Below are 18,288 nucleotides of genomic sequence, written 5' to 3'. Positions count from 1 at the left end.
GCCCTCACGCTCAGCCCACTGCTTCAAGTTCACTTACGCATTATATCGCATACTCAAGCTGCGGCAGTTGACAACCCCTCGGGGATCGGCAGCTCCATGTCGAGGCCGGCGGCCAGCGCGATGCGCCCGGCGTCCTCGGCGTCGCGGGCCACGTCGAGGCGCCGGTGCAGGTGGCCGACGGCCTCGTAGTCGGAGACGACGGTGCCGGTGAAGCCGAGCCGCTCGCGCAGCAGCGTCGTGAGGATCTCCCGGCTCGCCCCGACCGGGACGCCGTCGACGGTGCTGTAGGAGTTCATGATCCCGGCGAGACCGGCGAGCTTGATGGCGGCCTCGAACGGCCGCGCGTACACCTCGTACAGCTCGCGGGCGCCGACGTTGGTGCGGGCCATGTTCTGGCCGGACTCGGTCAGGCCGTAGGCGAGGAAGTGCTTGCCGGTGGCGAGCACGCCGGTGCGCGGGTCGTCGCCCTGGATCCCGCGGGTGAACGCGACGCTCATCGCCGAGACGAGATACGGCTCCTCGCCGTAGGTCTCGTGGACGCGGCCCCAGCGGGCGTCGCGGGCGACGTCCATCACCGGCGAGAGCACGCACAGGTGGCCGATGGCCCGCGTCTGGCGGCGCAGCACATCGCCCATGGCCTCGACCGCGGCCGGGTTCCAGGTCGCGGCCAGGCCGATCGCGGTCGGGAAGGCCGTCAGCCCCGGCGCGACCACGCCGTTGAGCGCCTCGGTGTGGAAGAGCGCCGGAATGCCGAGCCGGGTCCCGGTGACGAGGAAGCGCTGGACCTGGTTGACGGCGTTGGCGATCTGCGCGGGCGACTTGTGGCCGAACATGCCCAGCGGCCCGACGTGGCCGATCCCCAGCCCGATGGCCGCCCGGGCCTGCTCCTCGTCCAGACCGTGCCGGCCGAACAGCCGCGTCGGCATGGCGCCGGTGACCTGCTGCGCCTTCTCCTCGACGGTCATCCTCTGCAGCAGTTCGGTCGCCCGCTCCGCCGGGCTGGCTGGCTCATCGGCAAACTCCCTGACGGCGATGTCTGGACCGGGCTACCAACTAGAAGGTTCTGGTGACCGTCGCGGCGCGGGCACTGGTCAGCGGGCGCAGCGGCATCATCCTCCAGATGCTGCCGGACCTGCCGGTGGAGTTCCGCTTCCAGGACTACCTGGACGAGGCCGCCCGCGTGCTCGGTGACGCCGGCTACCTGCTGATCTCGCACACCGGTCGACGCGATCACGCCGGCCCGGCGCTGTGGGAGCTGCTGGCACCCGAGCTGGTGATCGGCGCCGGCCCGTTCAGCCCCGCCGACGTCGCCTCGATGCGTGCCTGCGGTGTGCGGGACATCCTTCCCGACCCCGATCCGGCCCCCAACCGTCCGTCGATCCCCGACGACTCGCTGTCGATCAGCGCCGGCCCAGATCTGCAGGTCGCCCACCTGCACGCGGGCCCGCGCGCTCGACCTACCCCCGCCCGAGCTGTGCTACCTGGACCACCGTGCCAGCGACGCGCCCGCGGTCGTCCGCGCCTGGCTCGCGGACGGGATCACCGGCGTGGTCGCCTACAACGACGACGCCGCGGCCGCCGTGGTCGGTACCGCGATCCGGGCGGGCCTGCGGGTCCCGGCGGATCTCGCCGTGGTCGGCAACGACGACGCGCCCCTGGCGAGCCTGTTCGTCCCCGCCCTCACGACGGTGCGCCTCGACACCGCCCTGCTGGGCCGCTGGCTCGCCGAGTACGTCCTGCACCGCCTCCGAGGCAGTCCGCCGCCCGCCTGGCCGGCCGCCGGCGAACCGGTCCTCGTCCACCGCGAGACCACCTAGGCGTCAACCGCGAACCTTCCCACGGACGATGATCAGAAAGTGATGGCGGGCGCGGGGTCGGACGTAGCCGCCGTCGACGGTGACGGTCTGGCCGGTGACGAAGGCGGCGTCGGAGGAGCGGAGCAGCAGGGCGGTGCCGACCCGGTCGGCGACCCGGCCGAAGCGCTTGATCAGCTGGCCGCCGCCTGATCCATCCGGGCAGCGACATCCGCGACGGCGCCGCCGATCTGGACACGGTGGCCGAGCTCGGCGTCACCCGGGTCGACATCGTGAGCATGGATCCCGATGTCGTCCGCAGCCTCGACGAGTTCGCGCTGTTCGCCGAGCTGGCCGCGGCGCGGGGGCTGGAGTCGACGGTGGAGTTCGCGCCGTCGCTGACGACCCGCGATCTCGCCGGCGCGCTCGCCGCGGTGCGCCACGTGGGCCGCGCGGACTTCCGCCTGCTCCTGGACACGATGCACCTCGTGCGCTCCGGGGGTGGCGCCGCGGACCTCGCGGCGGTCGACCCGGCGGCTCCTCGCGCACGTCCAGCTCAGCGACAACACGATCCACCAGCGCGGGGCCGTCTACCGCGACGAATCCTCCGACCGGATGGCGCCTGGCGACGGGGAGCTGCCACTGCGGGAGATCATCGCCGCGCTGCCCGCGGACGTCCCCGTCGGACTGGAGGTTCCGATGCGCACGCGTGCCGACGCCGGTGAACCCACCGAGGACCGTGCGCGTCGCTGCGTCCAGGGTGCGCGGTGGCTGTTCGCGACCGTCGGCGTCAGCGTGGACTGACGGCCGCGAACGGCGCACCGGAGGGTGGACGGCTCCGGCGGCGTCCGCGTCAGGAGTGGTCCGCCGCCGGGCCCGGGCCGATCAGAGGATGATCGGGACCTTCTTGTAGCCGCGCACGGTGCTGGTGTGCAGGCGCTCGGCCTTGTCGTGGTCGACTTCCCAGGTCGGGAACCGGCTCAGGGTCTCCTCGAGCGCGATGCGGCCTTCGAGGCGGGCGAGCGGGGCGCCGAGGCAGTAGTGGGCGCCGAGGCCGAAGGAGACGTGCGACTCCAGGCGCCGGTGGACGTCGAGGACGTCGGGGTTGGCGAAGGCCCGCTCGTCGCGACCGGCGGAACCTGTGAGCAGCAGGACCTTGCTGTCCGCGGGGATGGTCACGCCGTGCAGGGTCAGCTCGCGGGTGGTCCACCGGCCCTGGGCGGGCGAGGGGGCCTCGAAGCGGAGCAGCTCCTCGACCCCGTTGGGGATCGCGCTCGGGTCGTCGGCGAGAATCTGCCGCTGGTCAGGGAAGTCGGCCAGCAGCACCGACGCCCAGCCGAGCAGGCGCGCGACGGTCTCGGTGCCGGCGGCGACGAGCAGCAGGCCGAAGTTCGCCGACTCCTCGTCGGTGAGATTGCGCTTGCTGCCGTCGGCCTCGTTGATCTCGGCGTGGACGAGGTCGGTGAGCATATCATCGCGCGGATTCTCGCGACGCTCGGCGAGCTGCGCGGTGAGGTAGGAGTGCAGCTCGAACATCGCGTTGATGGCGATGTCGTTGGTCATGCCGAGGCCGGGCTCGAGGTGGAAGGTCGTGTTGATGACTTCCAGGATGTGCGGCTGGTCGCTGGCGGGGACACCGAGCAGCGCGGAGATCACCCGCGACGGCAGCTCGGCGCCGAAGTCGGTGACGTAGTCGAAGCCGCCGGAGCCGACGTACGGGTCGAGCAGGTCGCGGCACCGCTGGCGGATCTGCTCGTGCAGCAGCGCGATGCGCCGCGGCGTGAACGCCCGGGAGACCAGCGCGCGCAGCCGGCCGTGCTCCGGCGGATCCATGAAAATCATCATTCCGGTCGACACATCGGCACCGCTGTTCAGCAGCTCCAAGGTCGTGCCGTGCGCTGAGCTGTAGGCCTTCGTGTTGCGCGAGGCGGCGTCGACGTCGGCGTGGCGGGACAGTGCGTAGAAGTCGTAGCGGTCGTTGCGGTACACCGGAGCCTCGTCGCGCATGCGCCGCCAAACCTCGTGCGGCGCAGTGTCGATGTCCGTGTCATAGGGATCGTAGTAGATGTCGGCGGTCATCATTCCTCGCAGGTCAGGGTGACGGTTCGCGGATCGGCTGGAATGGCGGTGGCGACGCTGGCGGACCGTCGGCCTGGCAACCCTGACGTCACGGGACGAGCACCACCTTGATCCCACCCGCCTGGCGGCCCGCGGGGACGCGGTACGCCTCCGGGGCGTGGTTGAGCGGGCACCGGTGCTGGTGTGCACACCTGCGTGCTTCGTGAGCGGAGCGCCCTCTCGCGGCACATCGTGCTGGAACGCGCTATATGCAGAACACTGCTGGATGGTAGAAGGGCGGTGTTCCCGAGTGCAAGATTTTCTGGGGTTGAGCCGAACCTGCCGGCAGGGCCGTCGTCGTCGGCAGGGCTGCGGTCCGGGCCTCGCCGCGGGCGGCGCAGGACCGACGATCACCGGCCCGGGCATGCCGCGGGGCGGCCTCGGCGAGGCGGCGCAGCAGCGCCGGCGTCAGGACGGCGTCCGCCGCCGCGGCGTTCTCGACCGGCCGCGCTGCGCGGCGGGTCCACTCGACGCCGGTGCCTCGGCGTCGCGGGTGCCGGCCGGTTCGGCACTGGGCGCGGCGGGGCCGCCGGTGCAGGCGCACCGCCTGCTGGCGCCCTTCCCGTGTCGCGTCGACTGGGCGGATGCCTCCGAGGTCGGCGGTGCGGGTGCGGCCCGCGGCGATGCCTTCGAGCAGGAGGGCGACCTGCTGGTCGAACAGGTCGCCCGGGTCGATGCGCAGCAGGGCGATCAGCTCGCGGCTGCGGCGCAGGCCGTCCGGGTCGGCGGCGAAGACCTCGTCGATCTGCACGATCGACGGGGCGCCCTGGCGGGCGAGGGTCTGGTCGCGGTGATGGTCTGCGGCGGCGCCGAACGCCAGCCGGGCGATCGCGTGGAAGGCGGCGAGCGCCTCGGCGGGGCTGAACCCGGCCTGGACCAGCACGTCGAGCGCGGCCTCCAGGTGCCGCAGGCCCGCCCGCCACGGCATGGCGCCGTTGACGTACTGGACGATGAGCTCGGGATGCTCCGCGAGCCTCGCCCGCAGATACCAGGCCGCCTCGTGCAGCCATTCGTGCCAGTCACGGTCGGCCGCGTGGGGCATCTCGCCGCGGCGCAGCAGGAGTTCGCCACCTATGCGCAGCAGATCGTCGCGACCGCGTACATGGTGGTACAGACCGGCGACACTGACGCCCAGATATTCGGCGACCTTCTTGACCGTGACGTCATCGAAGCCAATTGCCGTGCCTGCCTCGGCGATCGCCGCCCGGGAAACCTTCGGTGCCGGCCCGGGGCGTCGACGTGGCTTACCTTCCGGCACGACTGGGCCCTCCTTCTCGCTGCGCCGATGTGGCTGGGCCCGAGTTGACCGGGCTCAGCCGTACCAGCCGCCTCCCCCCGCTCGGCCCGACCTTACCGCTGCGTTAGGTGGATAGAAGTAGCGATGCACTGACGGGTGGTCATCCGTCGGCGCCATTGCGTTCGTCGAGTGGACATAATAGTGAATTTCGAGTTCGTGGGGCGAGGTGTCGGGAGGACGGGCTGCGCAGGTGGGGTGCGGGTCGCGGCGGGCCGCTGATCCGATCTGAACCCCGAACAGAGTATGCGTCCGAGTGGTTTCGATTCGCGTGTGGCTGCGGTGTCGCGGCGTAGTCGCCGTGGTCCTCGGACGATGGGCCGGACCCCACCTTTGTGGTGGGTGGGCATTCCTGTCGCGCGCGGCGCTGCCAGGCAGGATGGCCGTCCGTACTTGGTGCGTACACGTTCGGACACTGATCAGACGGTTCCGGCGGCGGGCGTGATAGACATTACGAAGTTTCTTTGCTAGAGTTCCGGCACCCGGCCAAGATCCGCGCTAACGGGCTTCACCTCGGTCGACCGCGCCTCTCCGGGGTGCATGTGGTGGCCGTTCGGCTATGCCAAAAGGATGATTGTCACCCGCGTCCAGGGCGGCTTCTCCGGCATTTCCAGAAACGCGGGACCAGTGCGCCCAGACGTTGCCGGGAGCTCCGGCCTGCCTCCGCAGAGAAACCGGAGTTCATCCGTGAGAAGGTTCCGCACCGTACTGCACGTGGGCGTCAGCGCCTGCCTGTTCCTCACCGCCTGTGGCACCTCGGGGAGTGGCGGTTAGGGTGGAGCGCCGGCCGGTCCGGCCGCGCGCGGCGGATCTGCCACGCTCCTCGTCTCCACCGACGCGCCGACGACCGACCCGGCGCCGGTCATCAACAGCTCGACACAGGGCTCGACCCTGATGAACGCCCTCTACGACGTCCTGTTCACCATCGACGCCCAGGGCTGTCAGCATCCGCGCCTCGCCCTGCCTGGCCGTGACCCTGTGCGACTAGGTTGTCGCCCTGAGCTTCGGTGAGGTGATCGCCGCGGGCACGCCGCCGGCGGTTGCCGCCGACCCGGCCGTCATCAGCGCGTGCCTGGGGCCGGTGTGAACGGCCCAGTCGTCCGGCTGGCGGCACGGGCGCGGTCCACCGCCGCGCCCGCGACGGGGGAGCCCGCCTTACCCGAGCTGCTCGACGTCCACGCCGGCTACGGGCAGATGCCGGGTCCTGCACGGCGTCTCGCTCACCGTCGGGGCGGGGGAGTGCGTCGCGCTGCTCGGTGCCAACGGCGCCGGGAAGACCACCACGCTGCGCGCCGCGTAGGGCCTGCTGCGCCCGGCCCGCGGGCGGGTGCTGTTCGGCGGGGTGTCGATCGGGCGCCGCTCGCCCGAGTCGGTGCTGCGGGCCGGCGTCGCGCACGTCCCGCAGGGCCGTGGCACGTTCCCGAACCTGACCGTGCGGGAGAACCTGCTCGTCGGCGCCGCCGCGCGCCGCGACCGGAGATCGCCGCCGACCTCGAGGCGTGGACGCGGCGACGAAGCACTTCACCGGAGGTTCACTGATCACCCCGTAGGAGACTGGCGACGCGACGGAGCCCGGCATCGCCCTCGGGGGGCTGCGTACCCCGTGGGTGGATGTGCCGGTCGCCGCACTGTCCGGCCAGCGCGACGGTATGGACGCCTACCCGTTCGGCTACCTGTTCGGCAGCACCCGGCGGTTCACCGCAGCCGAGTTGGCCGAGCGGTATCCGGCGGGGCGCGCCGACTACCTTGACCGGTTCACCGTCGCCGCCGGGGCCGCTGTCCGCGCCGGGTATCTGCTCGCCGAGGACCTCGCGGAGATCGTCGCCGTCGCCGTCGCCGTCGCCGTCGCCGTCGCCGACGCGGCCTGGCCCGGCGCGTAGCGACGCCGTCCCTGCGCTGCACGTTCCCATAACGAGGTAGTCCTATCCTGTCCGAGGAACCAGAGCGCGACCCTGGATATCGCTGGTTCCTGTTCCCTTGAACTGGGGATGGCACGTGATGTCGGCGACCGGGCGTCCGGCATATATTCCGGCCTGCCGTGCGCGATGTCGTTCCGTTTGTGTAGTGCATGTTTACTCAGAGCACCGGAACATCCGAATCCTGTTAGGGTCGGAATGACCCTCCTGATCCGTCGGCCCGCCGCAGGCGACGGAATCCAGAGAATGCTGTCGTCGCTGGTAAACCCGTCGGGCGACGGTGAATCCGGTATTCGTTGTCGCGCATGTAGGTGCGGCGTGCGGCGATGAATCTGCACTGGCGGATCCACGCCGGAGGTGGGTCCTGGCGCTGCAGATCCGAGTGGTGCGTGCGGACGGTTCCGCGGAGCCTTCCGGCGTTGTTCTAACTGTCGTGGGACGTTCATCCGCGCGCCGGCACGACCGGCAGGTCCGCTCGGGATCGGACGTTGAGTTTGCGGTAGACCTTGGTCAGGTGCTGCTCGACGGTGCTGATCGTGATGTATAGCGCTTCGGCAATCTCACCGTTCGTATGACCGAGGGCAGCCAACGTCGCGACTCGCCGTTCCGCCTCGGTCAGTTGCGTCAGCACGTGCGGCGTCGCGGCACGGTGCCGCGGCGGGCGGCGGACTTGTTGGCCGTCGTCAGCGGCCCGCGCCGCGTCGGTCTCCGGCCTCATGCCGCCGCGCGGCGTGGTCGCCGGCCCGGCGATCACCTGGGCCCCGCACTGGTTGGCGAGCAGCCGGGCGGCGCGGATTGCCATGCGGGCCTGGGCCGGCTCGCCGCCGTCCCGGTAGGCGCCACCGAGGGCGGAAAGGGCACGGGCGAGGTCCACCCGAGCGCCGGTCGAGCGCAGGATGTCCACTGCGCGCAACAGCAGTGCGACCCGCTCGGCGGGCCCGTTCGTCGCGGCGAGTAGCCGCAGCGCGTTCCCGGCCGGCCGTGACTGACCGTCCGACTCCCGGGCGAGCTGCTCCTCGGCCACGGCGCGGCACCGATCGACATGGCCCAGGCGCAGATGGGCCTCCCCGACGTCGACGCGCCAGGGGATCAGGGCGGAGGTGTCGACGCCCCAGCGCGCCATCTGGTCCCCGCAGCGATGGAAGTCGGCGAGGGCGTCATGTGGTCGCCCGGCGGCGAGGTGGAACCGGCCGCGGGCGCGCAGGTAGTACAGACCGAACAGGGACTGGAACAGCGCGTCGGGAACCGGCGCGCTGGCCTGTTCGGCCGCCTCGCCGAGACGGCCCATCTCGGCCGCGGCGAGTAGCCGGCACGCCATCGGAGCGCCGAGCACGACCCCCCAACCTGGCCCGGGGATGTCGGCGAGCGCTGAGCGGGCGAGCCGGTCCGCGGCGGGCAGCTCCCCGCCACGCAGCGCGATCTCGGCCTTCAGGCTGGCGATGACGGCCCGCCAGGTCGGCGAGCGCCGGCCGAGCGCCTGGCGGTCGAGCAGGTCGGCCCATCCGCCGGCCGCTTCGAGACGCTCTGTATACAGCAGCCCCACCAACACCGCCGCGATGGTCTCCGGGCCGCCGGTCGGGTCGCCATCCCCGGGCCCGGTGGTTCGGAGTAGTTGAGAGGCTTCCTCGACGGTCAGGCATCCCTCCCCTCCGGTAAGCAGGGTGGCCAGGGCGCGGGTGGCGTGGGCGCCCGGTGGACCCATCGCGGTGGAACCCATCGCGGCGAGCGCGCCCGGCAGTGAGTCGCTGCCGCCGTCCGAGGTCAGACCGGGGTACACACACAGCAGGAGCAGCCGACCGGTCCGGTAGGCGGCTACCGCCCTGTCACCCTGTCGGGTGCTGGACCGGCCGAGCCGGCTGAGTACGGCGGAGGCCTGGGCGGTCTGGCCGTGCCAGGCCAGTGCCGAGACGACGCCGAGTCCGTGGGCGGCGTCGAGACGGCCCTCACCGACCGCCGCGATCAGGTCAGGCAGGTAGTGGAAGATCGCCGACGGGTTGATCGACCAGTCGATGGTCGCCGCCCGGGCCAGGACCGCCGCACGTTCCCAGCCGTCCGGGCATGCTCCCGCAGCCAGCTTGAGGAAGGTGACTGCGCGGCCCGGCTGGTCGCTCTGTGCCTCGACCGCGGCCGCGCGCAGGACCGGGATCGCCCAGGCCTCCGCTGGATGACCGGCAGCGACGAGATGGCCGGCCACATGGATGGCCCGGGCACCCTCGACATAGTGCAGTTGGGCGGCCCGCCGGTGTAGGCCTGCCCGCCGCTGAGGGGGGAGGTCCCGGTGAACGATTCGGGCGGCGGCCGGGTGGCGGAACCGGCCGGCCTCGACGAGTCCGGTCTGCGCGAGTACCTGCGCCGCACCGTCTGCCTGGTCCACGGTGACGTCGAGCAGCCGGGCAGATGCGATGGGCGAGACAGGGCCGTCCAGCACCGCGACCGCGCGGGCGACGTCGGCGATCGCCGGGTCGAGGCGGTGCATGCACGTCAGCACCGCGGCCTCGAAGGCTGCCCCGGATGCTGGCACGTCCCCCAGCCGGGCGATGGCGCCACAAGCCGATGGCTGGTCGTCCACGAGCGCCTGGACCAGCAGTGGGCTGCCACCAGTCGCGGTGTGCAGGGCCGTTGCGAGCGGTTCGGCGGCGGGCCCGATCTGGTCCGTGGCCAGCAGTGCGACGCCCGCGCGGGACAGCGGGCGTAGCCGCAGCCAGGTGACATTGGGCTGTAGCAGGACGTTGCGGATGGCGGCCGGATCGCCGACGGGGCCTCCGAGGCGGGCGGTCATCACCACCAGCGAGCGGACGAACATGACGCGCCGCATGACGTAGGCCAGGCAGCGCAGGGACGCGGGATCAGCTTCGGGTGCGTCGTCGATGAACATCATGATCGGGCTGCGGGCCGACAGATCGCGCAGCAGCGCGTCGATGCTGTGTAGCAGCCGGGTGTAGGCGGCCTCGGACGGGTCCGCCGCCGTGGCGGCGGCTGTGTAGGAGTCGAGGGCAGCCAGCACGTCGCGGCGGTGTTGGGAGTCCGCGGCCACCGCGTGCAGCAGTTGATGCATCATCCCCAGCGCTGGCACGGGTCCTTGACCCGCGACCGCTGCGGCGCCGACCACGATCCCGCCGGTCACGACCGCTCGGCGGGTGAGGGTGTGCAGGAGTGCGCTTTTACCGATTCCTGGCGGCCCGGAGATGACCGCAACCCGTCCGACCGGGGAACTCCCGAAGCAGCTGTCGAGAATGTCATCGAATATGGCGATTTCAGTGTCACGCTCCAACAGGTTCATAGGAGGGGGCTCCTCGGGAGTGTCTAAAAGGCCGCCGGAACGAGTGATGTGACGCCGGCTTGGCGGAGATCGTCGTTCCCGGCTGGAGGGAAATCGATAACCTTTTCGTTTCACTTTATGTCACGTCTGCAGCATCGCGAAAGGGCTGACGCTGGGTGGGTGGATGGCGTGGGTCGAATACTACCTCACGTCTTCTGTCCTCCGTTGTCGGCGGCGAACGCGGGGTGTCCCTGAATCTCGGTGTCGCGGCTCTCGCTCACCTGGTCGTCCTCCGTCGCTCTCGGCAGTGTCATCTAGCCTGCCGGTGCGACGCCGCCTCAGGTTGAGCGACATGTGCTCTTGTTGCTTCGAATCTTCTTGGTGTTTTGCATCCTGCCTTCGGCGGCAACGACGGACAGTGGCGTAGCGGCAGTTCGGAGGGCTTCTGGGCTCGCCTGTGGGCCAGTATCCCGCGTCGTCCGACCCGTCCGAGCACAGGACCGTCGAGTGGGTGAACTATGTCACAGATCGGCGTCCCTCGGTGCGGATCGGCGCCCCCGTGTTAGCGGGCTTGGGGTTCTGCTGACTGTCTTTCTGGCTGATCGGAAAAACGTCGATGTTGCCCGATTACATCCTTTCGACACCTTATGCGGGTATCCCCGGGAAAGTCGGCATGGGGCCAGGCGTGTCGCCGGCCGTCGAAGCATGTCAGGGTTCTGGACGGAACCCGGCCGACACCCCTAGTAACCCCTGGGCAATCCCGTATTCCGTTGCCTTCTGGTGCGCCCCGTGTGAGCAGGCATGTCGGGGAATCTGACGGTCGAGGATCCTCGCTTCCGTCGCCGTCGAGATCACCGTTCACCGAACAAGCGCCGGAATGATGCGAGTGAGTCGGGGCGATAGGGGTTGTTCGCGGATCCCCGACTCCGTAGAACCGAGACCAGCGGACAACGCAGGCGCCGCGGAAGTTCGCAGAGCGCCGAGGAGGACGACCGCAGGCTCTGCGGAAATGTCGAAGGTCGGAGTTGCGCAGTATCGGGAAAATGGAGATGCGCGGCCACGCGGCCGCCTGACCAAGCCGAATGAGTGGGCGCTGATGACGGGGTCGGAAACCATGCCGGAGCACGGACTGGGAAGTGTCCGCCGCTGCGTTCCGTGGGTGCTCGCCGGACAGGACCCGGCGGCGCTTCGGGCCAGCGCGGCCGGCCTACGTGCCTGGCTGCAGCGTGATCCGGCCCTACGCACGGAGGACGTCGGGCTCGCACTCGCCGTGCAACCGCCATCCGGGCCGCACAGGGCGGTGGTGGTCGGCGCGAACCGCGCGGAGCTCGTCGGCGGCCTGACGGCGTTGGTGCGCGGGGAGTCCTCGCCCGCCGTGGTGCGCGGTCACTGCGGCGAGGTCGCCAGCCCGGTGTTCGTCTTTCCCGGCCAGGGCCCCCAGTGGCGGGGGATGGCCACGAGCCTGCTGGCCGCCCGCGCGGACTTCCGACAGGGCATCGGCGCTGCGGCGGACGCGCTGCGCCCAGTCACCGGATGGTCGGCCCTGGACGTGCTGGCGACGGCCGAGAGTGACCCACGTGCCCTGGACCGCGTCGATGTGGTCCAGCCGCTGCTGTTCGCCATCATGGTGGGGCTGGCCAAACTGTGGGGTGACCATGGTGTTCGGCCCGCCGCCGTCGTCGGGCACAGCCTCGGTGAACTGCCGGCGGCCTGGCTTGCCGGCGGCCTGCCGCTCGCCGACGCCGCCCGGGTGGTTGCCCGGTGGAGCGAGGCTCAGCAGACACTGACCGGCCGGGGCGAGATGGCCCTCGTGGGCCTGCCGGCACCCGAGGTCGCGGCTCGGCTGGCCGGATACGGCGACCGGGTGGGCGTCGCCGGCGTCAACGCCCCGACCGCGACGCTCATCTCGGGCGACCGGGACGCCGTCGGGCAGGCCATCGCCGAATTCGAGTCCGCCGGGGTGTTGGCGCGGCCGATCGCCGTCGGACTTGCGGCGCACTCCCGCCACATCGACGGCATCCGCGAATGGCTGCTGGGCGAGCTCGCCGGCATCGCGCCACACCCGGGTACCGTGCCGTACTACTCCGGCCTGACCGGCGACCGCTTCGACACCGCCACCCTCGACAGCCGCTACTGGCCGCGGTGTCTGCGCGAGCCGGTCCTGTTCGACCCGGCTGTCCGGGCCGCCCACGCCGAGCTCGCCCGCCCGCTGTTCATCGAGATCAGCCCACACCCGGTACTGACGGGCAGCCTGCGCGAGATCCTGGACGACACCGGCGACGCCACCCCGGTCGTCGCCTCCCTGCGTCGCGGCCAGGACGAATGGCGACGGTTCCTGCTCAGCCTGGCCGAGGCCTACGTGCACGGCGTGGCCGTCGACTGGACCCGCGCGTTCGCCGAGACCGGCGCCCGAGCGCCCATAGCGGACGGGCTCACCGGCGACCCGTCCTGGCCGCTGCTCGACCGGGTGCCGCCCGCCCCACCGGCGCAGACCGGCGGGCCCGGGCCACTGCTCGATGACAACGAGCCTTCTGGCACGGAGAGCATCGGCGCGCGGCGCCGGTTCGCCGCCCTGGCGCCGGCAGTGCGCGAGAGCCGACTACTGGCGACAGTCCGCGGCGAGATCGCGGCGCTTCTCGGCCGCACGACGGCCGAGTCTGTGCCGGCGGACGCCGAGCTGAGGGCGGAGGGGTTTGACTCGGTCGCCGCGGTCGAGCTGCGCAACCGCCTGGCCGCCGTGACCGGGCTCGCTCTGCCCCCGACGGTTGTCTTCGACCATCCCACCGCCCGCACGCTGGCCGGACATCTGCGGCGCGAACTCGACGGCGAGGGAGACGGGCTCACGTCCGGTGCGGAGAACCGCGCCATCGTCGGCGACGACGAACCAGTCGCGATCATCGGGATCGGCTGCCGACTGCCCGGCGGAATCGATGACCCGGAGTCGCTGTGGCGGCTGCTGCGTGACGGTGCTGAGGTCGTCGGCGGACTGCCCACCGACCGGGGCTGGGATCTTGACAGGCTGCATGACGCGCGCTCGGCCTGGCACGGACCGAACCGCCAGCGCGAGGCCGGGTACCTGCGCAACGCCACCGCCTTCGACGCGGACTTCTTCGGGATCTCGCCGCGGGAGGCGCTGGCGATGGACCCTCAGCAGCGCCTGTTGCTCGAGGTCAGCTGGGAGGCGTTGGAACGGGCCCGCATCAACCCGTTGGGCCTGCGCGGAAGCGCCACCGGGGTGTTCACCGGAGTGACCGAGCACCACTACGGTCCGCGTCTGGACGCCGCCCCCGCGGAGCTTGAGGGCTTCGTGTTCACGGGCAGCACCGCCAGCGTCGCCGCCGGCCGCGTCGCCTACGCCCTCGGTCTCGAGGGCCCGGCGATGTCGGTGGACACCGCCTGCTCGTCGTCTCTGGTCGCCCTGCACCTCGCGGCTGCGGCGCTGCGCCGCGGCGAGTGCGACCTGGCGCTCGCCGGTGGCGCGACCGTCCTGCCGAACCCCGGCATGTTCGTCGAGTTCAGCCGCAAGAACGCGCTGTCCGCCGACGGCCGTTGCCGGGCGTTTTCTGCCGATGCAGACGGCTTCGGTCTGGCCGAGGGCGTCGCCGTCGTGGTCGTTGCGCGGCTGGCGGACGCCCGGCGGGCCGGCTGGCCGGTGCACGCCCTGGTCCGCAGCAGTGCGGTCGTCTCCGACGGGGCGAGCAACGGCCTGACCGCTCCGAAGGGCTCCGCGCAGCAGCGCACCATCCGACGGGCCCTGGCCGCCGCGGGCCTGCGCCCCGAAGACGTCGACGCGGTCGAAGCGCACGGGACGGGCACCCCGCTGGGCGACCCGATCGAGGCCACGGCGCTGCTCGCTGTCTACGGCCGGAACCGGCCCGCGGACCGGCCGCCCGTCTGGCTCGGTTCGGTGAAGTCGAACGTGGGCCACACCCAGGCGGCCGCCGGCCTGGTCGGGGTGATCAAAATGGTGCTTGCCCTGCAACATCGTCACCTGCCGAGAACTCTGCACGTCACCGCGCCAACCCCGCACGTCGACTGGGCCGGTGGTGCGCTGCGGCTTCTCACACAGCCCGTCTCCTGGCAGTCACCCGGCCGTCCCCGCCGGGCCGGAGTGTCCTCCTTCGGGGTCAGCGGCACCAACTGCCACGCCATCCTCGAACAGGCACCCGACGAGCAGACCGGAGAGCCGGACCGCGACGACGTGCCGGGCACGCCGGGAGCGCTGCCCTGGTTGCTGTCCGCGCGCGGCGACGCCGCGCTCGCCGCCCAGGCTGAGCGGCTACGCACGCATGTGACCGCGTTGCCGGCCGCAGGCAGCGCTCGCGCGATAGAGGACATCGGCTTCTCGCTGGCGACGACCCGCGCGACGCTGCCCCACCGCGCCGCCATCGTCGCCGCCGACCTCGACGGCTTCACGGCCGGTCTGGACGCGCTGCACCGCGGTCTGCCATCGGCAGCGGTGGTTCGGGGTGCCGTGGACCTTGACGGCGACGTCGTGTTCGTCTATCCGGGGCAGGGCGCCCAGTGGGTCGGCATGGCCCGAGACATGATCGGCACGGACGACGTCGTCACCGACCGGCTGCGCGCGTGCGCCGACGCCTTGGCGCCACACGTCGACTGGTCTCTGCTGGACGTCCTGCGAGGGACACCCGGAAGCCCGCCGCTGGAGAGCGTCGACGTCGTCCAGCCGGCCCTGTTCGCCGTGATGGTCGCACTGACCGCATGGTGGCGGGCGCACGGCGTTGAGCCGGCCGCCGTCGTCGGTCACTCCCAGGGAGAGATCGCGGCAGCCTGCGCGGCCGGGGCGCTTTCGCTGGACGACGCCGCCGTCGTCGTCGCCGTGCGGGCGCGGGCACTGCGCGAGGTACTCGCCGGTCGCGGCGGCATGGTCGCGGTGGCACTGCCCGAGGACACCGGGCGCGATCTGATCAAACCATGGTCCGCGACCGGCCGGCTGGCGGTGGCCGCCGTCAACGGGCCGGATTCCCTCGTCGTCTCCGGCGAGCCGGCGGCTCTCGACGCGCTGCTGCGGTACTGCGCCGCCGACGGTACGCGGGCCCGCCGCATCCCCGTCGACTACGCGTCGCACTCGGCGCATGTCGAGGCGATCCGAGACCGGCTGCTCGCCGCGCTCGCCGACATCCAACCCCGTACCGCTGACCTGCCATTCTACTCGAGTGTCACCGCCGGGCCGGTCGACACCGCCGGGCTCGACGCTGACTACTGGTATCGCAACCTGCGACAGACCGTTGAGTTCGAGCAGACGACGAACCGGCTGCTCGCGGCAGGGCACCGGGCGTTCGTCGAGGTGAGCCCCCATCCCATACTGACCGGCGCGGTCGCGGAGACGGCCGAGGCAACCGGCCGGAAGGTCCTCGTTGTCGGATCGCTGCGCCGCGACGAACCGAGCCGTGTCCGCCTGCTTACCTCCGCGGCCGAGCTGTTCGTACGGGGAGTACCGGTGGACTGGCTGACGGCGCCGCGCCCCGACGGGGCCGCCGCCCGGGGCCAGGTGGATCTGCCGACCTATGCCTTCCAACGCGAGCGGTTCTGGTTGGACTCCGCCGGAGCGCCGCCGGCCGTACTGGCAGCGGACGACGGCCCGGACGCGGACTTCTGGGCCGCCGTCGACCGCGGCGCCGCCGACGAACTCGGCGATCTGCTCGGCATCGACGGGGCGCCGGACCGCGAGTCCCTGGGCGCGGTACTGCCGGCCCTGCAGACCTGGCGCCGTCACGCGGACGACCGCGCCACGCAGGATTCCTGGCGCTTCCGCGTCGCCTGGCGTCCACTCGACGGTGCCCCGCCGACTACGGCGGCCCTCACCGGCCGCTGGTTGCTGCTCGTCCCTTCGAGCGCCGACGCCGCGTCCGGTGCTGACGGGGAGGCCGCCCGCACGGCGGGGCTGGCCGCGTCCTGCACCCGCGCGGTGCGTCGCAGCGGTGCTGAGCCAGTCATCGTCCCAGTCGACACGGCGCACGTGCACCGGACGGCGCTGGCCCGGCAGCTGCGTGCGGCGTGGCGGGACGACCCTGCCGGCGGCGTGCTGTCGCTGCTCGCTCTCGACACCGCAGCGGATCTGGCACATCCAGATCTGCCCACCGGCTACGCCGCCACCGTCAGCCTGATGCAGGCGCTCGGCGACATCCAGGCCGACGGCCCGCTGTGGTGCGTGACCCGCGGTGCCGTAGCCGCGGCGCCCGGCGACACCCTGCCGGCGCCAGCACAGTCCCTGCTCTGGGGCCTGGCGCAGGTCGCTGCAGTGGAGTACCCGGATCTATGGGGCGGCGTCGTCGATCTGCCCCCCGCGGGCGGCCCGCCGGGGCCGGAGCCCGCCACGGGAGGCTCCACGTCCGAGGACGCGGACATCGACCTGCTGTGCGCGGCCGTCGCCGCCGGCGCCGGCGAGGATCAGCTGGCCGTCCGGCACGGGAGCATGCTGGCCCGTCGGGTCGTCCCCGCACCGCTGCGGCAGCGGCGGGCCACGCGGCGGTGGCGGCCCCGCGGAACGATTCTGATCACCGGCGGCACCGGCGGTGTCGGCGCCCAGGTCGCGCGTTGGCTCGCCTCCGCCGGCGCCGACCACCTGCTGCTCATCAGCCGGCGCGGACCGGCCGCGCCGGGCGCGGCCGCACTCGCCGAACAGCTCACCGCCACCGGCACCCGCGTGTCGGTCGTCGCCTGCGACGTCGGCGACCGGGCGGCGCTCGGCGGCCTGCTGGACGGACTACCCGCCGACCAGCCGCTGCGCGCCGTGTTCCACACCGCGGCGGTGCTCGATGACACGGTGACGGACCGGCTGACACCCGAACGCATCGCGGGGGTGCTTCGGGTGAAGGTCCGCGGTGCGACGCTCCTGCATGAGCTGACCGCCGGACGTGACCTGGACGCGTTCGTCCTGTTCTCCTCCGTCGCGGCCACCTTCGGCCTGCCCGGCGTGGCCAACTACGCGCCTGGCAACGCCTACCTCGATGCTCTTGCCGACCACCGCCGGGCCCGGGGCCTGGCCGCGACATCCGTCGCGTGGGGCCTGTGGGGGGCGGGCGGCATGGTGGAGGGCGCGGCCGGCGAACGTCTGCGGGGCCACGGACTGGTCGACATGAGCCCCGATCTGGCCTCCGCCGCCCTGCACGACAGCCTCGACCACAACCTGACGAGCTCCGTCGTCCTCGCCGCCGACTGGCCGCGGATCGCAGCGATCCTAGCATTCGGTCGACCACGCCGGCTGCTCGACGAGATTTCGGCCACCGGCGCGGCCGAGCAGGCCAGGCCGGTGGCGACGGGCGGCCCCAGCGCCGCCGTCCAGCTGCGCGCCACTCTCGCTGAGCGCTCCCCGGCGGAGCGCGAACGAACCGTGCTGAGTCTCGTCATCGCGCATGCCGCCGCCGTCCTCGGTCACCGGACAGACACCGCGATCGGCCCGGATCGGCCGTTCCGTGACCTCGGGTTCGATTCCCTCACAGCTGTCGAGCTACGTAACCGGCTCAACGAGGCCACGGATGTCCGCCTGCCGACGACCGCCGTGTTCGATCATCCGACCCCCACCGGCCTGGCCCGCCAGCTCGGCGTTGCACTGGCACCTGACCTGCCGAACCCGGACAGCTCGGCAGCGGCGGCGCCGACCACGGTGGCCAAGGCCCGCATCCCGGCTGCCGACGGCACGGCGGACACGCTCGACACGGTCCGCGCCGACCTTGAACGGATCACCGCCGCCCTGCCCGGAACTGGCGGTGAGGGCCCGGCCGGCCGCGCGGACATCGTCCGCCGGCTGCGTCGCGTGCTCACGGAGCTCACGACCGCGACCGCCCCGGATCGCGGCCAGTCCGCGGTCGTCCCCGAGCCGCGCACAGACGACGAGCTGTTCGACCTCCTGGACACGGAACTTGAGACCCCTTGACCCCCCGACCC

At 72.0% G+C, this 18,288-nt stretch carries 12 protein-coding genes; 7 read left to right on the top strand and 5 right to left on the bottom strand.

Annotation, left to right across the window (positions count from 1 at the left end):
• Positions 1-53: 53 nt before the first annotated feature.
• The gene (locus MXD60_RS16435; RefSeq protein WP_248820114.1) at positions 54-965 is read right to left on the bottom strand and encodes a glycoside hydrolase family 3 protein; all 912 of its coding nucleotides are present in this window, start codon (positions 963-965) and stop codon (positions 54-56) included.
• A 354-nt stretch (positions 966-1,319) separates the two neighbouring features.
• Between MXD60_RS16435 and MXD60_RS16430 the strand changes: the two genes are divergently transcribed.
• Together MXD60_RS16430 and MXD60_RS16425 are read left to right on the top strand one after the other, a co-directional pair.
• Positions 1,320-1,817, top strand: coding sequence for a substrate-binding domain-containing protein (locus tag MXD60_RS16430; protein WP_308222509.1), 498 nt, complete (start codon positions 1,320-1,322; stop codon positions 1,815-1,817).
• 42 nt (positions 1,818-1,859) lie between these two features.
• Positions 1,860-2,006, top strand: coding sequence for a hypothetical protein (locus MXD60_RS16425; protein ID WP_248820110.1), 147 nt, complete (start codon positions 1,860-1,862; stop codon positions 2,004-2,006).
• On the opposite strand, the gene MXD60_RS16420 is transcribed toward MXD60_RS16425, so the two are convergent.
• Positions 1,988-2,278, bottom strand: a complete 291-nt coding sequence (locus MXD60_RS16420) for a hypothetical protein (RefSeq protein ID WP_248820108.1) — start codon at positions 2,276-2,278, stop codon at positions 1,988-1,990. The genes MXD60_RS16425 and MXD60_RS16420 overlap by 19 nt on opposite strands.
• Before the next feature lie 16 nt (positions 2,279-2,294).
• Between MXD60_RS16420 and MXD60_RS16415 the strand changes: the two genes are divergently transcribed.
• A complete protein-coding gene (locus tag MXD60_RS16415; RefSeq protein ID WP_248820102.1) occupies positions 2,295-2,597 on the top strand; it encodes an IolE/MocC family protein in 303 nt (100 codons plus the stop codon).
• Between the two features lie 81 nt (positions 2,598-2,678).
• Here the strand turns inward: MXD60_RS16415 and MXD60_RS16410 are convergent, their stop codons facing one another.
• Together MXD60_RS16410 and MXD60_RS16405 are read right to left on the bottom strand one after the other, a co-directional pair.
• Positions 2,679-3,872 (bottom strand): cytochrome P450, encoded by a 1,194-nt coding sequence (locus MXD60_RS16410; RefSeq protein ID WP_248820101.1) that lies wholly within the window; start codon positions 3,870-3,872, stop codon positions 2,679-2,681.
• 244 nt (positions 3,873-4,116) lie between these two features.
• Complete coding sequence (locus tag MXD60_RS16405; RefSeq protein ID WP_248820099.1) at positions 4,117-5,169, bottom strand: TetR/AcrR family transcriptional regulator C-terminal domain-containing protein; 1,053 nt, start codon at positions 5,167-5,169, stop codon at positions 4,117-4,119.
• Between the two features lie 1,048 nt (positions 5,170-6,217).
• On the opposite strand from MXD60_RS16405, the gene MXD60_RS29945 reads away from it, so the two are divergent.
• The 3 genes from MXD60_RS29945 to MXD60_RS16395 all read left to right on the top strand — a co-directional run bounded on the left by MXD60_RS29945 (position 6,218) and on the right by MXD60_RS16395 (position 7,085).
• Entirely contained in the window at positions 6,218-6,292 is a 75-nt protein-coding gene (locus tag MXD60_RS29945) for an ABC transporter ATP-binding protein C-terminal domain-containing protein (RefSeq protein ID WP_368861238.1), read from the top strand.
• Between the two features lie 117 nt (positions 6,293-6,409).
• On the top strand, positions 6,410-6,505 hold the full coding sequence (locus MXD60_RS16400) for an ATP-binding cassette domain-containing protein (protein ID WP_248820122.1): 96 nt from the start codon (positions 6,410-6,412) through the stop codon (positions 6,503-6,505).
• 277 nt (positions 6,506-6,782) lie between these two features.
• Positions 6,783-7,085: an alpha/beta hydrolase domain-containing protein gene (locus MXD60_RS16395; protein ID WP_308222510.1), complete on the top strand. Its 303-nt coding sequence runs from the start codon at positions 6,783-6,785 to the stop codon at positions 7,083-7,085.
• 478 nt (positions 7,086-7,563) lie between these two features.
• Here MXD60_RS16395 and MXD60_RS16390 read toward each other — a convergent pair whose 3' ends face one another.
• Positions 7,564-10,401 (bottom strand): helix-turn-helix transcriptional regulator, encoded by a 2,838-nt coding sequence (locus tag MXD60_RS16390; protein WP_248820096.1) that lies wholly within the window; start codon positions 10,399-10,401, stop codon positions 7,564-7,566.
• Between the two features lie 1,075 nt (positions 10,402-11,476).
• Here MXD60_RS16390 and MXD60_RS16385 point away from each other — a divergent pair.
• Entirely contained in the window at positions 11,477-18,277 is a 6,801-nt protein-coding gene (locus MXD60_RS16385; protein WP_248820094.1) for a type I polyketide synthase, read from the top strand.
• Positions 18,278-18,288 lie beyond the last annotated feature (11 nt).

Origin of the sequence: Frankia sp. AgB32, from assembly GCF_023243045.1 — a bacterium.
GTDB lineage: Bacteria > Actinomycetota > Actinomycetes > Frankiales > Frankiaceae > Frankia.
This window is presented reverse-complemented; position numbering and strand designations above follow the sequence as displayed.

Bases quoted from the DNA above. Each gene is read 5' to 3' on its own strand.
- MXD60_RS16435 (WP_248820114.1), bottom strand. From the start codon at position 965: ATGACCGTCGAGGAGAAGGCGCAGCAGGTCACCGGCGCCATGCCGACG.
- MXD60_RS16425 (WP_248820110.1), top strand. From the start codon at position 1,860: ATGGCGGGCGCGGGGTCGGACGTAGCCGCCGTCGACGGTGACGGTCTG.
- MXD60_RS16410 (WP_248820101.1), bottom strand. From the start codon at position 3,872: ATGACCGCCGACATCTACTACGATCCCTATGACACGGACATCGACACT.
- MXD60_RS16390 (WP_248820096.1), bottom strand. From the start codon at position 10,401: ATGAACCTGTTGGAGCGTGACACTGAAATCGCCATATTCGATGACATT.
- MXD60_RS16385 (WP_248820094.1), top strand. From the start codon at position 11,477: ATGACGGGGTCGGAAACCATGCCGGAGCACGGACTGGGAAGTGTCCGC.